At 62.9% G+C, this 17,021-nt stretch carries 14 protein-coding genes; 9 read left to right on the forward strand and 5 right to left on the reverse strand.

Going from position 1 to position 17,021, the window contains the following annotated elements:
• Positions 1 to 3 precede the first annotated feature (3 nt).
• From JQ46_RS09620 to JQ46_RS09640, 5 genes are all read left to right on the forward strand, one after another.
• Positions 4 to 210: a DUF3046 domain-containing protein gene (locus JQ46_RS09620; protein WP_034987743.1), complete on the forward strand. Its 207-nt coding sequence runs from the start codon at positions 4 to 6 to the stop codon at positions 208 to 210.
• Positions 211 to 454: 244 nt separating this feature from the next.
• Entirely contained in the window at positions 455 to 1,582 is a 1,128-nt protein-coding gene (gene recA / locus JQ46_RS09625; protein WP_034987747.1) for a recombinase RecA, read from the forward strand.
• Between the two features lie 2 nt (positions 1,583 to 1,584).
• Positions 1,585 to 2,181, forward strand: a complete 597-nt coding sequence (gene recX, locus JQ46_RS09630; RefSeq protein ID WP_034987752.1) for a recombination regulator RecX — start codon at positions 1,585 to 1,587, stop codon at positions 2,179 to 2,181.
• A gap of 64 nt (positions 2,182 to 2,245) precedes the next feature.
• Positions 2,246 to 3,784, forward strand: coding sequence for a tRNA (N6-isopentenyl adenosine(37)-C2)-methylthiotransferase MiaB (gene miaB / locus JQ46_RS09635; RefSeq protein WP_034987758.1), 1,539 nt, complete (start codon positions 2,246 to 2,248; stop codon positions 3,782 to 3,784).
• Positions 3,777 to 4,508, forward strand: a complete 732-nt coding sequence (locus JQ46_RS09640) for a hypothetical protein (RefSeq protein ID WP_034987762.1) — start codon at positions 3,777 to 3,779, stop codon at positions 4,506 to 4,508. Before miaB ends, JQ46_RS09640 begins: the two co-directional genes overlap by 8 nt.
• Here JQ46_RS09640 and JQ46_RS09645 read toward each other — a convergent pair.
• Complete coding sequence (locus JQ46_RS09645; protein ID WP_034987766.1) at positions 4,505 to 5,836, reverse strand: DUF349 domain-containing protein; 1,332 nt, start codon at positions 5,834 to 5,836, stop codon at positions 4,505 to 4,507. The two genes, JQ46_RS09640 and JQ46_RS09645, sit on opposite strands and share 4 nt — an antisense overlap.
• Positions 5,837 to 5,941: 105 nt before the next feature.
• Between JQ46_RS09645 and miaA the strand changes: the two genes are divergently transcribed.
• Positions 5,942 to 6,874: a tRNA (adenosine(37)-N6)-dimethylallyltransferase MiaA gene (miaA, locus tag JQ46_RS09650; protein WP_034987771.1), complete on the forward strand. Its 933-nt coding sequence runs from the start codon at positions 5,942 to 5,944 to the stop codon at positions 6,872 to 6,874.
• Positions 6,875 to 6,892: 18 nt separating this feature from the next.
• Entirely contained in the window at positions 6,893 to 7,759 is an 867-nt protein-coding gene (gene dapF / locus JQ46_RS09655) for a diaminopimelate epimerase (RefSeq protein ID WP_034987776.1), read from the forward strand.
• Here the strand turns inward: dapF and JQ46_RS09660 are convergent.
• Positions 7,756 to 8,535 carry a hypothetical protein gene (locus JQ46_RS09660; protein WP_034988009.1) on the reverse strand — a complete coding sequence of 260 codons (780 nt, stop codon included), beginning with the start codon at positions 8,533 to 8,535 and terminating at the stop codon, positions 7,756 to 7,758. The genes dapF and JQ46_RS09660 overlap by 4 nt on opposite strands.
• Before the next feature lie 68 nt (positions 8,536 to 8,603).
• Between JQ46_RS09660 and hflX the strand changes: the two genes are divergently transcribed.
• Positions 8,604 to 10,058, forward strand: coding sequence for a GTPase HflX (gene hflX, locus JQ46_RS09665; protein WP_034987778.1), 1,455 nt, complete (start codon positions 8,604 to 8,606; stop codon positions 10,056 to 10,058).
• Here hflX and JQ46_RS09670 read toward each other — a convergent pair.
• Both JQ46_RS09670 and lexA read right to left on the reverse strand, forming a co-directional pair.
• Positions 10,008 to 10,856 (reverse strand): DeoR/GlpR family DNA-binding transcription regulator, encoded by an 849-nt coding sequence (locus JQ46_RS09670; RefSeq protein ID WP_051876321.1) that lies wholly within the window; start codon positions 10,854 to 10,856, stop codon positions 10,008 to 10,010. The genes hflX and JQ46_RS09670 overlap by 51 nt on opposite strands.
• 60 nt (positions 10,857 to 10,916) lie before the next feature.
• Positions 10,917 to 11,717, reverse strand: coding sequence for a transcriptional repressor LexA (gene lexA / locus JQ46_RS09675; protein ID WP_034987781.1), 801 nt, complete (start codon positions 11,715 to 11,717; stop codon positions 10,917 to 10,919).
• A gap of 774 nt (positions 11,718 to 12,491) precedes the next feature.
• Between lexA and nrdR the strand changes: the two genes are divergently transcribed.
• Positions 12,492 to 12,983 (forward strand): transcriptional regulator NrdR, encoded by a 492-nt coding sequence (nrdR, locus tag JQ46_RS09680; RefSeq protein ID WP_034987784.1) that lies wholly within the window; start codon positions 12,492 to 12,494, stop codon positions 12,981 to 12,983.
• Between the two features lie 12 nt (positions 12,984 to 12,995).
• Here nrdR and hrpA read toward each other — a convergent pair whose 3' ends face one another.
• A complete protein-coding gene (gene hrpA, locus JQ46_RS09685; RefSeq protein ID WP_034987787.1) occupies positions 12,996 to 16,997 on the reverse strand; it encodes an ATP-dependent RNA helicase HrpA in 4,002 nt (1,333 codons plus the stop codon).
• Positions 16,998 to 17,021: the final 24 nt, after the last annotated feature.

Here is a 17,021-nt window from a genome sequence, read left to right on the forward strand (position 1 = left end):
ACCATGCGCAGAACAGAGTTTGATCGGCTGACTTTGGGAGAATTCGGCGATAGCTTCCGGGCTTTCATTGCGGATACTCACGTGCTGAGCTCGCTGGGGGATACGCCCGCCGCGCTAATCGAACAGGGGTATGATCCCCGCGATGTGTGGCTGGCGCTGTGCGACGACTTCGATGTGCCCGAAGACCGCCGCCTGGGTGAGGATATCTAGGCTTTTCTTTATTGACGCCCTCAGTCTGACCCGGTGGGGTGGTCAGTTAAACAATCGAACAAAGGTTCGTGTAGAGTGTGTGTCGGAAACGATGGTTGTCCGCGCGGTCGAGTACAACTATCAATGAACCTTTTCGGAGCGCTACCGGTCTAAGGACATCGGGGGTGCGAAGAAGATGACGATACTGAACACACCGGAACTGAAAACACCGGACGTCACAGCAGATGTAAGGAGCAGCAACTCTATGCCACCGAAGAAGAAGCAGACCGCCGCGGCGGGGAAGGATCGGTCGAAGGCGCTGGAGCTTGCGATGGCGCAGATCGAGAAGGACTTCGGCAAGGGCGCGATCATGCGCCTGGGCGACGATACCCGCCCACCAATCCAGGCAATTTCTTCCGGCAACATCGCAATCAACGCGGCGCTGGGCATTGGTGGTTTCCCGCGCGGTCGCGTGGTGGAAATCTACGGGCCGGAGTCCTCCGGTAAGACCACCGTGGCGTTGCATGCAATCGCAGAAGCGCAACGTGCCGGTGGCATCGCGGCTTTCGTGGACGCGGAGCACGCGCTGGACCCGGAGTACGCCCGCGCGCTGGGCGTGGATACAGACGCGCTGCTGGTTTCCCAGCCGGACACGGGCGAGCAGGCGCTGGAGATCGCGGACATGCTGATCCGCTCGGGCGCTATCGACATCATCGTTGTGGACTCCGTGGCGGCGCTGACGCCCAAGGCGGAGATCGATGGAGAAATGGGCGATTCGCACGTTGGCCTGCAGGCCCGTCTGATGAGCCAGGCTCTGCGTAAGATGACCGGTGCGCTGTACCAGACGGGCACGACCGCGATCTTCATTAACCAGCTGCGCGAGAAAATCGGCGTGATGTTCGGTTCTCCGGAGACCACCACTGGTGGTAAGGCGCTGAAGTTCTACGCTTCCGTGCGCTGCGATATTCGCCGCATCCAGGCGCTGAAGGATGGCCAGGACGTAGTGGGCAACCGAACCCGTCTGAAGATCGTGAAGAACAAGGTTTCGCCGCCGTTCAAGATCGCGGAGTTCGATATCCTCTACGGCGAAGGCATTTCGCGGGAGGGCTCCATCATTGACCTGGGCGTGGAGACCGGCCTGATTAAGAAGTCCGGTTCCTGGTTCACCTACGACGGCGACCAGCTGGGCCAGGGTAAGGAGAAGGCCCGCGAGTTCCTGAAGAACAACCCGGATCTATCCGCGGAGCTGGAAGATCGCATTGCCCGCGAGCTGAAGATCGGCCCGTACGCTAAGACGAAGGACGAGCCAGCTGGGGAAGCTGCTGGGGAGCAGGCGGATGAGGACAAGCCCATTGAGCTGAGCCCGAACTTCGACGATGACGATGCCAACTGACGATGCCGATTAGGCATAGCGAGCGCGACCAGAAGGTAGAAGCGCTGCGGCAGGCGATCGCCAACTACTCGCCCGGCGAGGGCGAGTTGTTCCTGGATGCGGAGGAGGAGGAAAGACTCGCGCCGATCAAGGCCAAGGCGGTGCGGTTGATTAACCACCGAGCACGTTCCACGGCGGAGCTGCGCCAAAGGCTGCTCGATGCGGAGTTCGAGCCCGAGGGCGTGGAGGAGGTCATTGACCGCTGCACGTCAAGCGGGATGCTGGACGATGCTCAGTTCGCCCAAGAATGGGTGCGGCAGCGGGAGAAGAACCAGAAGAAATCCGTCGCCGTTCTGCGCCGAGAGCTGCAGCGCAAGGGCATCGCCCCGGCGCTGATCGACGACGCGCTGGCACAGGTGGACGAGGAATCCCAGGAGCAGATCCTGGAAGAACTCGTAACTAAGAAGGCAGCTAGTGTGAAGACCCGCCCGGCCGACCGCAAGGAATACGACAAGGCACTGCGCCGCGTAGTGGGAGTTGCCGCCCGCCGCGGATTTCCGCAAGGTGTGACGCTTACATACGCTCGCCGCGCGCTGGACGCGCGAATAGAGGAGCTGTAGCGGGCGTCACTAACGAAGGCCTCACTTTTCTAAACGCGGCAGGCAAAGGGGTAGGGTAATCCACGTGACACAGACGATTCAGACGCAAACGAGCGAGAACTCTGGCGCCGGTCGCACCTACGAAGTGCGCACCTTCGGCTGCCAGATGAACGTCCACGATTCCGAGCGACTGTCCGGCCTGCTGGAAGACTCCGGGTATGTGCCCGCACACGAGGGCGCCACGCCGGACGTCGTGGTGTTCAACACCTGCGCCGTCCGCGAGAACGCGGACAAGCGCCTCTACGGAACCCTGGGTCAGATGAAGGCCATCAAGGACGAGCACCCCGGCATGCAGATCGCCGTGGGCGGGTGCATGGCGCAGAAGGACAAGCAGACCGTGGTGGACAAGGCCCCATGGGTTGACGTGGTCTTCGGCACCCACAACTTAGGCTCGCTGCCCACGCTGCTGGAGCGCTCGGCGCACAACCACAAGGCAGAGGTGGAGATCTTCGACGCACTCGAGGAATTCCCCTCCGTACTTCCCGCCAAGCGCGAATCCGCCTACGCCGGCTGGGTTTCCGTCTCCGTTGGCTGCAACAACACCTGCACCTTCTGCATCGTGCCCTCGCTGCGCGGCAAGGAGCAGGACCGCCGTCCCGGTGAGATCCTGGCTGAGGTCAAGGCGCTGGTAGACCAAGGCGTTAGTGAAGTCACGCTGCTCGGACAGAACGTTAACGCCTACGGCGTGAACTTCGCCGACGAAACCCTCGAGCGCGACCGCACCGCATTCTCCAAGCTGCTGCGCGCCTGCGGGGAAATCGAAGGCCTGGAGCGCCTCCGCTTCACCAGCCCCCACCCGGCCGAGTTCACCGACGACGTGATCGACGCGATGGCGGAAACCCCTGCCGTGTGCCCGCAGCTGCACATGCCGCTGCAGTCCGGGTCGGACAAGGTGCTGAAGGACATGAAGCGCTCCTACCGCTCCAAGAAGTTCCTGGCGATCCTCGACAAGGTGCGCGAGCGCATCCCGCACGCGGCGATCACCACCGACATCATCGTCGGTTTCCCCGGCGAGACTGAGGAGGACTTCCAGGCGACGATGGACGTAGTGGAGAAGGCCCGCTTCGCCAGCGCCTTCACGTTCCAATACTCGCCGCGCCCCGGAACTCCGGCTGCGGAGATGGAAAACCAGGTGCCCAAGGCCGTCGTGCAGGACCGCTACGAGCGTCTCCTCGCACTGCAGGAGCGCATCAGCGAAGAGGAAAACCGCAAGCTCATCGGCACCACGCAGGAACTACTGGTGCAGGCCGACGGGCGTAAGAACGACCGCACCCACCGCCGCTCCGGCCGCTCCCGAGACGGTCGCCTCGTGCACTTCACGCCCGAAGGCGACATCCGGGCAGGTGACGTAGTGGAGGTTGTTATTACTGACGCCGCGCCGCACTTCCTTATCGCCGACGGCGGAGTCGCGAGCCACACGCGCACCCGGGCGGGGGACATGACAGAGTTGGGGGAGACCCCGACTACGGCGCCTGTGGGCGTCGGACTAGGAATGCCGAGCATAAAGAAGCCCGAGGCGACCGCGGCGGACGGATGCAGCACGGGAGGATGCGGCTGTGAGTAGTGATAACAAGAGCGCCAAGAGCTCCGAACAGGAAGTCGCCGAAGACGCGCTGGCGCAGTACCGGGACGACCTCAGTGGCGCTGAGCGCAGGATTGCCGGGCGGGTGGTGCTGGGGCGCTACGTGCCGCTGATCGTATTCGGCTTCCTGGTTCCCCTCGTCATGATCTTCTTGCCGCACGCCGGCGACGTGCGCGGCTACGACGTGCTGTTTAACACCCAGGTGGCGCAGAGCGGCGCGACGGCTAAGCCAGAGACCATCTTTTCCTGGCTGCGCCTGACAGCGATTCTATTGTCCATCGGAACATTGGTTTCGAAATCGTGGATCGTGGCGTGGGTGAACTGGGCCTTTGCAGGTGTGGCCTGGTGGTACAACGTGTTTGCGATCTGGGTGCGCCAGACCCAGCCGCCGACGGAGTCGGGCGACGGTCCGGCCATCCCGCTGATGTTCAGCCTGGTGGGGCTAACGGTACTTTTCTATGCACTGTCCGCGGTGGTGTTCCAAAAGAATCCCCTGCAGCGAGCGCTGGCTGCGGCGCGGCGCGAGGAGGCACACCGCGACGAAGAATCCCGTCTGGCACAGCAGCGCTTGCGCACGGGCATCGAGGATCGCAAGGATGCGGAGATCGTGGATGACCGCCGCGCCCGAGCGAAGGCCCGCCGCGAGCGCAAGGCCGAGCTCGAGAAGCAGGAGAGCGAGACCGAGCAGGAGAACGAGGAGGACTAGCCCTCCACGGCGGCAGCGGCGGCGTCCGTCCACTCCTGCCACTGCGCCGCCTGGCCGCGTAGCTTCTCCGCCTTCGCGGACTTGCCCGCCTTCTCCGCGGCCTCGGCCTCGCGGTTGAACTGATCCACCTTCGCCTGGAACTGGGCCACGCGCGCCTGCGCCTCCGGGTCGGTGCGGCGCCACTCGGCATCCGCAGCCTCCTCCACGCGGGCTTCGATGGCCTTGATCTTGTCCTCGAATTCGCGCACACGACCGCGCGGGACGAAGCCGATCTGCTCCCACTTTTCCTGCAGCTCGTGCAGAACCTTGCGTGCCTTGTCCACTCCGTGCGCTTGTGGATCTACCTTGGGGGAGTACTCGTCGATGAGGGCCTGCTTGGCGTCCGCGTTGGCCTCGAACTCCTTGTCCCGCTCGGCGGAATCCGCCTTGCGGGCGGCGAAGAACACGTCCTGTGCCTTGCGGAACCGCTCCCACAGCTGGTCATCCACGTTGCGCGGTGCGCGGCCGGCAGCCTTCCACTGGCTCATCAGGTCGCGGTATTTAGCGCTGGTTGGCCCCCACTCGGTGGAATCCTGCAGTGCCTCGGCCTGCTCGATCAGCTCTTCCTTCTTCAGCCGCGCTCGCTCGCGGTTGCGGTCCAGCTCGTCGAAGTGCGCCTGGCGCTTGCGGTTGAACTCGGAGCGTGCCTTGGAGAAGCGCTTCCACAGCTCGTCGTCGGTGGAACGCTCCACCCCCTTGATGCCGCGCCACTGCTCGACGATCGCGCGGATGCGCTCGCCGGAGCGCTTCCAGTTCAGCGTGGACGGGTCGGCGGCGGCGATGCTTTCGACCTCGCCCAGCAGCTCTTCCTTCTGTGCCAGTGCGGAATCGCGACGCTCCTGCTTGGCCTCCGCGACCTGCTTCTCGGCAGTCTGGGTGCGTTGCGTAATTTTTTCGAGGCGGGCATCCAAGGCGGCGATGTCGCCGATGACGGCTGCAGTGGAAAGGGAATCCTGCAGGATCTTCGCGTCGTGACGGATGGTCTGAGCCTGCTCCGGGTGGCTCTTCAGACGCGCCTCGAGCATTTGCACCTCAGTGCTGAGGTCGTCGTAGCGGGCGCCGAAGTGCTTCAGCCCCTCTTCCGGAGTACCGGCCTTGAACTCGCCGATCTGACGCTCGTCGTCGGCGGTCTTCAACCATGCCACGCCGTCCGCATCCACGCGGCCGAACTTCGCGGGGTCGTTCTTGGGGATGCTGACACCCCCGGGCTGCACTCCCTTCAGCCCGGGCTTGGGCCCCGGCTTCGGGCCGGGCTTCGGGACCGGACGAGGATTCGTGGGATCAGTCATTGCGGGTACTCCTACCTAAAACCAAAACATGCCAATCGCCTTATACGCCTTGTATAGGGCAATGCAGTAATTATTACACCAGCCGCACCGCTAGACTGGGTTTCTATGAGTTCTTCCACTGAGATCCGCCCGATCGCAGTCGTTGGCCCTACCGCCTCTGGCAAGACGGCGATCTCCCTGGAGCTGGCCAAGCGGCTGGACGGGGAGGTGGTGAACATCGATTCCATGCAGCTGTACCGCGGCATGGATATCGGCACGGCGAAGGTTCCGCCGGATCAGCGGCAGGGGATCCCGCACCATCAGCTGGATATTTGGCCGGTGACCAAGCCCGCGAGTGTCGCGGAGTACCGCGCGGGGGCGATCGAGACGGTGGAGAAAGTTTTTTCCAGGGGCAAAACGCCCATCATCGTCGGCGGTTCCATGATGTACATCCAGGCATTGGTCGACGAGTGGGACTTTCCGCCCACGGATCCGGTGGTGCGCGAGAAGTGGCAGCGCGAGCTCGACACCCGCGGGGTGGCCGCCATGCATCAGTACCTGGCGACGATCGACCCCGAGGCTGCTCGCATCATTGAGGACAACGACCCGCGCCGTACCGTTCGCGCCCTCGAAGTCATAGAGCTGACCGGTAAGCCTTTTGCGGCTTCGCAACCACCGAAGAACTCTACGCCCCGCTGGAATATGCGCCTGCTGGGGCTTAACGCGCCCGCCGAGTGGCTTAACCCCCGCATCGAGCTCCGCGTGCGCCAGATGTTCGACCAAGGCCTAGTCGAGGAGGTGCGGGCTCTGGTTGCCGATGGCCTGGTCCGCGAGTCTACCGCCGGCCAGGCGATCGGGTATGCGCAGGTGCTGGATTATTTCGCGGGCGAACTCACCTTTGAGGAAGCTGTGGATCGCACCATCACCGGCACCCGTCGCTATGCTCGACGGCAGCGTTCCTGGTTCCGCAGGGATAAGCGCATTATTTGGATTGACGCCAACTCACCCGACCCGGCCCGCGCGGCAACGGAAGCGCTAGGGATTGGCAGCCAGCAGTAAATAGAGGGAGTGCTCAGCATGATCGATTTCATTAAGGCTCACGGCACGGAGAACGACTTCGTTATCCTGATGGACGAGGCGACCCAGGTGAACCTCACTGAGGATCGCGTGCGACACCTCGCAGACCGGCGGGCCGGGATCGGCGGCGACGGGGTGATTCGCATCGCCACCGGTGACGCCCTGGTGAGCGCGGGCGTGCTGACCGAACTTCCTGCGGGCGTGCACGGTGACGAATGGTTCATGGACTACCGCAACGCCGACGGCTCCCTGGCTGAGATGTGCGGCAACGGCGTGCGCGCCTTCGCCCACGTGCTGTGCCGACAAGGGAAAGTTACCGTTGGCGAACAGTTCGGCATTGGCACCCGGGCGGGCCGCAAGCTGGTGAAAGTGCACGAACTGAGTGGAGAAAACCAGGAACACGCGATCGTGAGCGTGGAGATGGGCACCCCGGAAGTGTTGGGTGTATCTACCGCACAGGTGGGCGACATGAAGGTCGCGGGGCTAGGCGTGGATATGGGCAACCCGCACCTAGCCGCGGTGGTACCCAACCTCACGGCGCTGGAGCTGCAGAAGCTGCCGATCGATCAGCAGGTGCAGTTCGACCCGGAGTTCTTCCCGGCAGGGGTCAACCTGGAGGTACTCACACCCCTGGACGATGCGGGTGCGGTGCACATGCGCGTCCACGAGCGCGGCGTGGGGGAGACTCGCTCTTGCGGCACCGGCACTGTCGCCGCCGCTGTTTCTGCCCTTGCTGACGCCGAATTGGCCACAGGCACCGTCACCGTGCACGTTCCAGGGGGAGCCGTGCAGGTGGAGATCTCCGAGGACGGCTCGGTACTCCGCGGCCCCTCGGCGATCGTGTCCTGGGGAAAGACTGTGCTTTAGTGACCCCCGCAGCCGCAGCTGCCGGAGCCGCAGGCGCCGCCGCAGCCAGCGGAATCCACGGTGCTAGCAGTGAACTGCACGGTACCGGCCACGATCAACGGAGCATCGGACTGTGCGAGCTCCTCGTCGACCGCATCCTCGGGTAGAACTACCGTGAACTCGAAGGGAGAGGTCACGCTCGCGGTCCAGAACTTCTGCCCCGTTAGAGCGTTGACCTTGCGGGACCAGCCGGAGGCCTCCACTGCGATCTCCGCGGTGGCATGCGGGGCAGTGGCAGGAGAGTTGATATCCTGCAAACCGCTCGAATTGACCACGCCGACCTTCAGGCCGCCGTCCTTGGCGAACTCAGTGGAGTCCCCATATACGTGCACGGAGTTGGCCAGAGCCCCAACGTGGAACTGGTGGTACTCCAACGAGGGGGCGTCCACAAGCAAAGGGCCTTGAGCGATGGTGGCGGTGAGGGAGGCAATCGTCGGTGCCTGCTGGCCGGAGATCTGCAGCATCGGGCTGTCGTCCACTACATCGAGCACGCCGATGATGTCGTTCAGCATCGACAGATGCGCCGTGGCGGGCACTCCGCCGGTGTAGCTGGCGAAGGAGCCGAAGGGCTCGACGGCGAGCACAACCATGCGGGCGCCCGAGGGATCGTCGAACTGCAGAACCTGGCCGCCACGGACCTCACCCGACACGCCCAGGTTGCCGGAGCTATAGGCTGCCTCGAGAGCCTGCTGCCACTTGGGGAAATCCATACCAATGCTGCGGAGTTCAGGAATCATGCCCACCACTCTAGTCCGCTGCACCAAATTTCCTATTTACCGCCCCTGACAGGTAAAAATAGAGCGTAATGACGGAAAAGACGGATAAAACCGAACACACTACACACCTTTATGATTCGCACGCGGCGCCCACGGTCGGCGAACTCGATCTGGAGGAGCGCTCGAGCCTCCGACGGCTGTCCCGCGGAGTAAATACCTACACAGACGAGCAGTCCGACGGCTACGACGTTGAGTACCGCAAGCTGAGGCTGGAGAAGGTCGTGCTGGTCGGCGTGTGGACCACCGGGACGATCGCGCAGGTGGAGGCGAGCCTGGAGGAACTGCGAGCCCTAGCCGAAACCGCAGGCTCCGAGGTGGCAGAGATGCTCTACCAGCGGCGCGACAAACCGGATTCCGGCACCTACATCGGCCGCGGCAAGGTCGAGGAGCTGAAGTCCGTGGTGCAAGAAACCGGGGCAGATACGGTGGTCTGCGACGGTGAGCTGAGCCCGGGCCAGATGATCGCACTGGAGAAGGCACTGGATGTCAAGGTGATCGACCGAACCATGCTGATTCTGGATATCTTCGCCCAGCACGCGAAGTCCAAGGAGGGCAAGGCGCAGGTCTCGCTCGCGCAGATGGAGTACCTCATCACGCGCGTGCGCGGTTGGGGTAGTGCGCTGTCCCGACAGGCCGGCGGTCGCGCGGGGTCCAACGGCGGCGTGGGTCTGCGCGGACCTGGCGAGACGAAGATCGAGGCGGATCGCCGCCGCCTGCGCTCCGACATGGCGAAGCTGCGTAAGGAGATCGCGGCGATGAAGACCTCTCGCGAGGTCAAGCGTGAACGGCGTGATGCCTCGGCTATTCCCCAGATCGTGATTGCGGGCTACACGAACGCGGGCAAATCCTCCCTAATTAACGCGCTGACGGGAGCGGGTGTGCTCGTTGAGGACGCCTTGTTCGCCACCCTGGATCCGACAACGCGCCGCGCGAGCCTGGCGGACGGTCGCACGGTGGTGTTCAGCGACACGGTGGGCTTCGTCCGGCACCTGCCTACGCAGCTGGTGGAGGCCTTCCGTTCCACTCTGGAGGAAGTCCTGGCCGCCGATGTGGTGCTGCACGTTGTGGATGGCTCCGACCCGTTCCCGCTAGAGCAGATCAAGGCGGTAAATACCGTGATCGGTGGCATCGTGGAGGAATCCGGGCAGGAAGCGCCACCGGAGATTCTGGTGATCAACAAGATCGATACCGCCGACCCGCTAGTGCTGGCGGAGCTGCGCCACCGCATACCGGATGCCGTGTACGTGTCCGCGAAGACGGGGGAGGGCATTCCGGAATTGGAGGCCCAGCTGGAGTTGTTCCTCAACTCGCTGGATTCTCACGTGACCCTGCACGTTCCGTTTGACCGCGGCGATCTGGTGGCGAAGGTTCACGAGCTGGGAACAGTGATTGCGGAGGACTACGACGCGGATGGAACTCGCCTGGATGTGCGTCTACCGAAGGTGGTTGCGGCGGAGCTGGAGGAGTTTGTCGTAACTGAGTAACCAGTCGGCAAAGGTGACGTCGATGCCTAAGTTTCTTAGTTCGTTGACGTAGGGCTCGGGGGCGCCGCGGTCGGTGACGATGGCAGCGATGTCATCGATGCTGGCGAAGCTCACGAGGTAGTCGAGGCCGAACTTGGTGGAATCACACAGGGCGACTACCGAGTCGGAATTGGCGACCATGGCGCGCTTGATGGCCCCCTCTTGAGCATCTGGAGTGGATAGGCCGTGGTCAATTGTGAGCGCGTTGGTGCCGATGAAGGACACGTCCGCATGTAGTACGCCGAGCGCTCGGGTGGCTAGGTCGCCGACGACAGCCTGGGAAGCCGCCCGGACGTGCCCGCCGATCAGCTGGACATCGCAGCGCGAGGATTCCGCCAGGGTAGTGGCGATGAACAACGAGTTCGTGACGATGTTCAACTTCGGCGCCATGAGTTTCGGGTCGTTCGTTGCGTTGGCTTCCGCGATTGCTTCGGCGAATACGCCGGTGGTGGTGCCCGCGTCGATGAAGATGGTGCCAGAGGGCGGCAGCAGTTTCACCGCTGCCCGGGCGATGGCGCGCTTGGCCCCGAGAGCGGCCTTTGACCTGGTTGCGAGGGTGGTGAAGTCGGTACGGAAGTTCTGTACGGGTACGGCGCCGCCGTGGACGCGGAAGAGCTCGCCGCCGTCGTCGAGGATCGCCAGGTCGCGGCGAATTGTTTCTGCGGTGACGCCGAACTTCTCCGCCAGTTCATTCACAGTTACTCTGCCGTGAATGGCGGTGAGGGAGAGTATCTGACGGCGCCGTTCTGCTGATTCCATAGGCGTCACTTTAGTTGCTTGCGGGCGGGAAACGGCGGCGTCAGAACCAATGGGGGGAACCTAGATCTTGCGCAGGACCGCGGCGACCTTGCCCAGGATCGTCGCTTCCTCGGCGGGAATGGGCTCGAACAGCGGATTATGGGGGATCAGCCAGAGGCCGTCGGAATCCTTTTGGAACTCCTTGACCGTGGCCTCGCCGTCGATCATTGCCGCCACGAAGTCGCCGAACTCGGCGACAGACTGCGAGCGAACTACTACCCAGTCGCCGTTGAAAATGCCCGCGTCGTGCATCGATTCGCCCACGACCTGGAGGAGGAAGAGCTCGCCATTGCCCACCAGTTCCTGGGGGAGGGGGAAGTGAGCTTCAACGTTCTGCTCCGCGAGAATCGGGGCGCCGGCCGCGATCTGGCCGACGACCGGAACGTAGGTTGCCTCCGGCATGATCTCGCCGTCGGGAGTCGGCTCCGGAGCCGAAGCGTTGGCCTTGGGCTTGTTGGTGGTGTTCTTCGTGCCCTCGCTGCCTAGCTGGCCACCGTCGAACGCCCGCACGTCGACGGCGCGGGGGCGCTTGCCATCACGGCGAAGATAGCCGCGCTTCTCGAGCTGGGTGAGGTGGTAGGAGACCGAAGACGTGGAATGCAGCCCCACAGCATCCGCAATCTCTCGGATGCTCGGTGGATAGCCACGGATAACCGTTGAATCCTTAATGACCTCCAGAATGCGGCGCTGACGGGTACTCAAGGCAGGCTTCTGGCCGTCCTTCTGGGCCTGTTTCTCCGCACGCTTGTCTGCTTCCGACTTCGGCGGACGCCCAAGTCGCGGGCGCGGTGTGGGGCTATCGGTGGAATCGTCGGTGCTCACGGGATCTACCTCATTCGGTATTCGGTGTTGATTCGGTACTGGGCATTAGCTGTTCGCTTTAGCTGTCTCCACTGACTTTACCCGATAGAAAGAGAATTTCTAGTGTGTGTGTTCGAAAAATATGAAGTTCCGCTAGACGTGTTCGAACAAGCGTGCTAAATTTCTGAACGTGAGTGGAATTAGAACACCTGATCTAGTGTTCTAATAATTAGTCACAACCTGTCTGGCGCGGATGGTTCACTGTGAACCACAGCGAAGGAAGCTTTGTGCACTACCTCAAAGGTGGTGCCAGTGCACTGCCAACACACTAAGGAGTAAAGATATGACCACCTCAATTGCACATCCTGCAACGTCCCGCCAGTCGGCAACGATCCGTCCTTCCGCAACGCGCGCCCGGGTGACCCGCCACGACCGGGTTGCACCCCTGCGCCAGCCGCGGGTTCTTAAGCCGGATTGGGATCGGGTGGACGAAGGTCGCAAATCGAACACCTATGGTTACTCTTCTGCGCCGGTAGCCCGTTCGATATCCAAGGATCGGGCGGCCCGTATATCCGGTACTAACGAAAGGGTGTTCGAGGAACGTCCTAGCCATATCGCTTCGATTCGGGCGCGTGTGGATCGCGTGGTTCACTCTCCGGGTGCAACCATGGTGTCCTTGGGGGCAATGTCCGCACTAGTCGGCCTCGCACCCATATTGATCCCTTAAAGCCGGTGGGCAGGCCTGTAGCTTTTGCAGCTTCTGTCCTAATGCGCTGAAGGGCTAAGCTTGGGGGCGTGTTGTGCCCCTCTTGCAGTTCTGAATCATCCCGCGTAGTCGACTCGCGCTCCATCGAAATGGGCGTATCCATTCGCCGCCGCCGTGAGTGCAGCGAGTGTCAGACTCGTTTCACGACCATCGAGCGATCTGTCCTGTTGGTGGTCAAGCGAAACGGGGTTACCGAGGAGTTCAGCAGGGAAAAGGTCATCAAGGGCGTTCGGCGGGCATGCCAAGGGCGCGACGTCTCTGACGATGCCCTAAAGCGCCTGGCTCACGAGGTGGAACAGGCAGTGCGCGTGGCGCATGGGTCACAAGTCCCCGCTAACCAGATCGGCTTGGCGATCCTCGACCCGTTACGCACCCTAGACGAGGTTGCATATCTGCGCTTTGCCTCGGTATATAAGTCCTTCAACTGCGCCGAGGACTTCGAGCAGGAGATCGAATCCCTGCGGGCGCACCGCCACGCCCTAGCCGAGCCTCAACTGGAACCCAGCGACGAAGAAAACTAGCGGCGAGGATAACTAGCGAATCTTCTCCAGCTTCTTGCGGATGCGCTGCAGGGAAACCGAATGGGCCGTACCGAGATTCTGGGCGAAAAGGCTGACGCGCAGCTCCTCGATCATCCAGCGCACCTCCTTAATCTGCGGTGAGGCAGCCCGTGCAGTCGGCAGGCGCTTCTTTGTCTTCTCCAGCAACTCGAAGGCCTCCTGGACCTCATCGTCCAGATCCTCCTCCTTGTCCGGATCTGTTTTCATGAGCTCCAGGCGTGCACGCATCGCCTCTACATACCGCGGAACATGGCGCATGTGCTCGATGCCATTGCGGGCGATTGCGTGCTTACCTAAGAAGAAGTCCAGCTGTGCACGCATATCGTCGATCGCCTCGCCCGACCAACCCTGAAGCTCCGCAGACATATCGGCTACCGCCAGCACCGCAGGAGCCAGGGCAACCACGTATTGTCGCACCCGGCCCGGCCCCTGGGAACGTGCAACCGACACGACCTCATCGCATTTCTCCGGATCGCGGATCACCGGCCCCAACTTCATCAGCATGTCGCGACATGCCAGCGCCACAACGTCGTTCACCAGGCAGTCCACGCCCCCGGGAATGTTTTCCATAGCCACCCGCTGGCGCAGCGGCAGCCCCTTGATCATCTGCTTCGGGGATACTGTGCAGGCTGCGACCATCATGTTCAACACCGTCGTGAACTGCTGCCCGTCCGCCGCCTGCTTGGTGGGGAAGGCCTTCAAGGTCACCCTGTCCTTGGCTGCCCCCTCTGCGCCGCCCTTGGAGATAACGATCGCAGGGTAGGTGTTGAGGGTCTGGCCATCCACCACCGTTTCCACCGTCTCCGGCAGCACGCCGATGCCGTCCGCGGTCCATGCATCCGCGGTGGCCAGCACACCGGTGGAGGTTCCGGCCTGCTTCTTCGAGCCCTTCCGGCGCGACGGTGTGTGCTGCGCCGCATCGCTCGGAGCGGCGGTCTTGGAACGCGCGGCGGCCTGCGCAATGGCAGACGTGACCTGCCCGGCCAGCTTGTTCTGCAAGTACTGCAGGTCGCGCGACTTCTCGATGACATTTCCCCGGCGGTCGATGGCGGCGAACTGCATGCGCAAGTGCCCGGGGACGCGGGACCAGTCGAAGTCCTGTGCGGAGGTCCCCTGGCCGCCGAGCTCGCGCAGCGCTTCGGCCAGCGCGAATCCAAACTCCCCGTCAAAGGGAACCATTCGCTGCAAGGCTGCGTTGGCGAAGTTGCTGGCGGGTACCACACTCGTGCGTAAAGGCTTGGGAAGGGAACGGATCAGGGCGATCGCCAGCTCCTCCCGCATACCGGCAACCAGCCATCGCGTCTCCGGCTCGGAGACGTTCGCCAGTAGGGGGATCGGCACGCGCATGGTCATGCCGTCGTCCGGGTCGCCCGGCAAGAAGACATAGCTGAGTTCGAACTCCAGGCTGCCCTGCCGCCAGACGTCGGGGAACTCATCGGCGGCCTTCGCGGCTTCCTCCGAGTCGATCAACGCGTCTAGTGTGAAGTCCAGCTGGTGTGGGTCTTTATGGCGAGCCTTCTTCCACCAGGAATCAAAGTGCCTGGAGGAAACGATCTTTTCTGGTAAGCGGGCGTCATAAAAATCAAAGAGCGTTTGGTCGTCGACAACAATATCGCGGCGGCGAGCCTTATCCTCCAACTCGGTCGCCTCGGAAAGAAGCTTCTGGTTGTGCGCGAAGAAGTGGTGACGGGTTCTCCAATCTCCCTCCACGAGCGCGTGCCGGATGAACAATTCGCGCGCCAATGCCCGGTCCACCTTCGACGCATTGACCATCCGGTCGGCGACGATCGGCAGCCCCAGAAGCAGCACCTTTTCGTGCACCATTGCCGCGCCGCGGGAAGACGACCACACCGGCTCCGAATAGTTGTACTTCACCATGTGCGGGGCGATCGTCTCGATCCAGCTCGGGTCGATGGGTCCCACGGTGCGGGCGAACACCTGCGAGGTTTCCACCAGCTCAGCGGCCATAAGCCACTGCGGCGGCTTCTTGGACACGTGCGAGGACGGGTGCACCACAAAGTGCGAGCCGCGGGTGCCGGTGAACTGCTTGGAGTTGCCTTCGCGCATTCCCACGTGGGTCAGAAGGCCAGTGAGGATGGACTGGTGAACCAGATCCTCGTCGATCGCCTCCGGCTCGAAAACGAGCTCCCTCACGTGGCGGATGTTCGGGATCTTCCAGCTCAGGTCCTGCACGACGGAAAGCATCTGGCGCACCAAATCCATCCATTCGCGGACGCGCACGTAGTGAATAAACTCCCGCAGGCACAGCTTGCGGAACTTGTTCGCGGACAGCTCTTGGCGCTGTTCTTGCAGGTAGTTCCAGAGCTTCAGCAGGCTCACAAAGTCGGAATTCGCCTTGAAACGCGCGTGCATTTCGTCGGCCTGCTGCTGCTTTTCCAAGGGGCGTTCGCGCACGTCCTGGATGGACAGGGCGGACACGATGACCGCGATGGGCTCGATGATGTTGTTCGCATGCCCGGCCGCCAGCATTCGCGCGAGCCGCGGATCGGTGGGGATGCGCGCCATGTCGCGGCCGATGGGGGTAAGCGTTGCGTCCTTTGTTGACGCCAACGCTCCGAGTTCCTGCAGTAGAGCCACACCGTCGCGGATGGACTTGTTGTCGGGTGCCTGGAGGAACGGGAAGCGTTCAATATCGCCCAAGCCAAGTGCGGCCATGGACAGGATCACGCTGGACAGGTGGGTGCGCAGAATCTCCGGGTCGGTGAACTCCGGGCGTGCCTCGAAGTCCTCCTCGGAGTACAGGCGGATGGCGATGCCGTCCGCGATACGACCGGAGCGGCCGGAGCGCTGTTTGGCGCTGGCCTGGCTAATGGGCTCTACCGGCAGGCGTTGGACTTTGGTGCGGTTGGAATAGCGGGAGATGCGGGCATAACCAGTGTCCACTACGTAGTGGATGCCTGGAACCGTCAGCGAGGTTTCCGCGATGTTGGTGGCCAGCACGATGCGGCGGCGCGGCCCGGTGCGGAACACGCGGTGCTGCTCGGCGTTTGAAAGGCGCCCGAACAGCGGTAACACGTCTACCTTGCGTGCGCCACCGGCACCGGCGAACTCGCCCTCCAGCGCCTCGGCGGCATCGCGGATCTCGCGTTCGCCGGAGAAGAAGCACAGGATGTCGCCCTCGCCGGCGCGCATCAGCTCCTTACAGGCCGCAACGAGCCCGTCCAGGGGGTCGGTCTCCACCTCGATGACTTCGCCGGTTTTCGGGTTCTCGCGCTCCGTCACCAGCGGGCGATAGCGAATCTCTACCGGGTAGGTTCGCCCCGAGACCTCGATGATGGGGGCGGGGGAGCCGGAGGCGTCCGCAAAGTGCTTTGCGAAACTCTCGGGGTCGATCGTCGCGGAGGTGATGATGACCTTCAAGTCCGGCCGCTTCGGCAGCAGCTGCTTGAGGTAGCCGAGTAGGAAGTCGATGTTGAGGCTGCGCTCGTGGGCCTCGTCGACAATGATCGTGTCGTAGTCGCGCAGCAGGCGATCACGCTGGATCTCGTTGAGCAGTACACCATCGGTCATGAGCTTCACGGCGGTGTGCTTGGAGATCGTATCGTCGAAGCGGATTTTGTAGCCGACCAGGGAAGTATCGTCGCTGATCTGCTGGTCGAGCTCCTCCGCGATGCGTTCGGCCACGCTGCGAGCCGCGATGCGGCGTGGCTGGGTGTGGCCAATTATCTTGGTGCGTCCCCGGCCGAGTTCCAGACACATCTTGGGGATCTGGGTGGTCTTACCCGAGCCGGTCTCACCGGCGATGATGACCACCTGGTTGTCCTCGATGGCCTTCTTGATGTCCTCCCGCCGCTCGGAGACCGGCAGGTCGGGGTAGGTAATCGGCGGAATGGTGCGGATGAATTGCGGGCGGCGGCGCTTGTTTGAGCGTCGCCGGGAGTGCCTGCGCCCCTGCGACTTGCCCTGGGCGCGGCCTTCGTTGGTGGGGGAGGCCGACCCGTGCGCTTCCGTCATGTGTGAATCACCCGTCTCGCTCGC

This window comes from Corynebacterium jeikeium, assembly GCF_000738175.1.
GTDB lineage: Bacteria > Actinomycetota > Actinomycetes > Mycobacteriales > Mycobacteriaceae > Corynebacterium > Corynebacterium jeikeium_C.

Excerpts from the sequence above, each read along its gene's own strand:
- hflX (WP_034987778.1), top strand. The coding sequence starts at position 8,604 with ATGACGGAAAAGACGGATAAAACCGAACACACTACACACCTTTATGAT.
- recA (WP_034987747.1), top strand. The coding sequence starts at position 455 with ATGCCACCGAAGAAGAAGCAGACCGCCGCGGCGGGGAAGGATCGGTCG.
- miaA (WP_034987771.1), top strand. The coding sequence starts at position 5,942 with ATGAGTTCTTCCACTGAGATCCGCCCGATCGCAGTCGTTGGCCCTACC.
- JQ46_RS09670 (WP_051876321.1), bottom strand. The coding sequence starts at position 10,856 with ATGGAATCAGCAGAACGGCGCCGTCAGATACTCTCCCTCACCGCCATT.
- dapF (WP_034987776.1), top strand. The coding sequence starts at position 6,893 with ATGATCGATTTCATTAAGGCTCACGGCACGGAGAACGACTTCGTTATC.
- hrpA (WP_034987787.1), bottom strand. The coding sequence starts at position 16,997 with ATGACGGAAGCGCACGGGTCGGCCTCCCCCACCAACGAAGGCCGCGCC.
- JQ46_RS09645 (WP_034987766.1), bottom strand. The coding sequence starts at position 5,836 with ATGACTGATCCCACGAATCCTCGTCCGGTCCCGAAGCCCGGCCCGAAG.
- JQ46_RS09620 (WP_034987743.1), top strand. The coding sequence starts at position 4 with ATGCGCAGAACAGAGTTTGATCGGCTGACTTTGGGAGAATTCGGCGAT.
- recX (WP_034987752.1), top strand. The coding sequence starts at position 1,585 with ATGCCGATTAGGCATAGCGAGCGCGACCAGAAGGTAGAAGCGCTGCGG.
- JQ46_RS09660 (WP_034988009.1), bottom strand. The coding sequence starts at position 8,535 with ATGATTCCTGAACTCCGCAGCATTGGTATGGATTTCCCCAAGTGGCAG.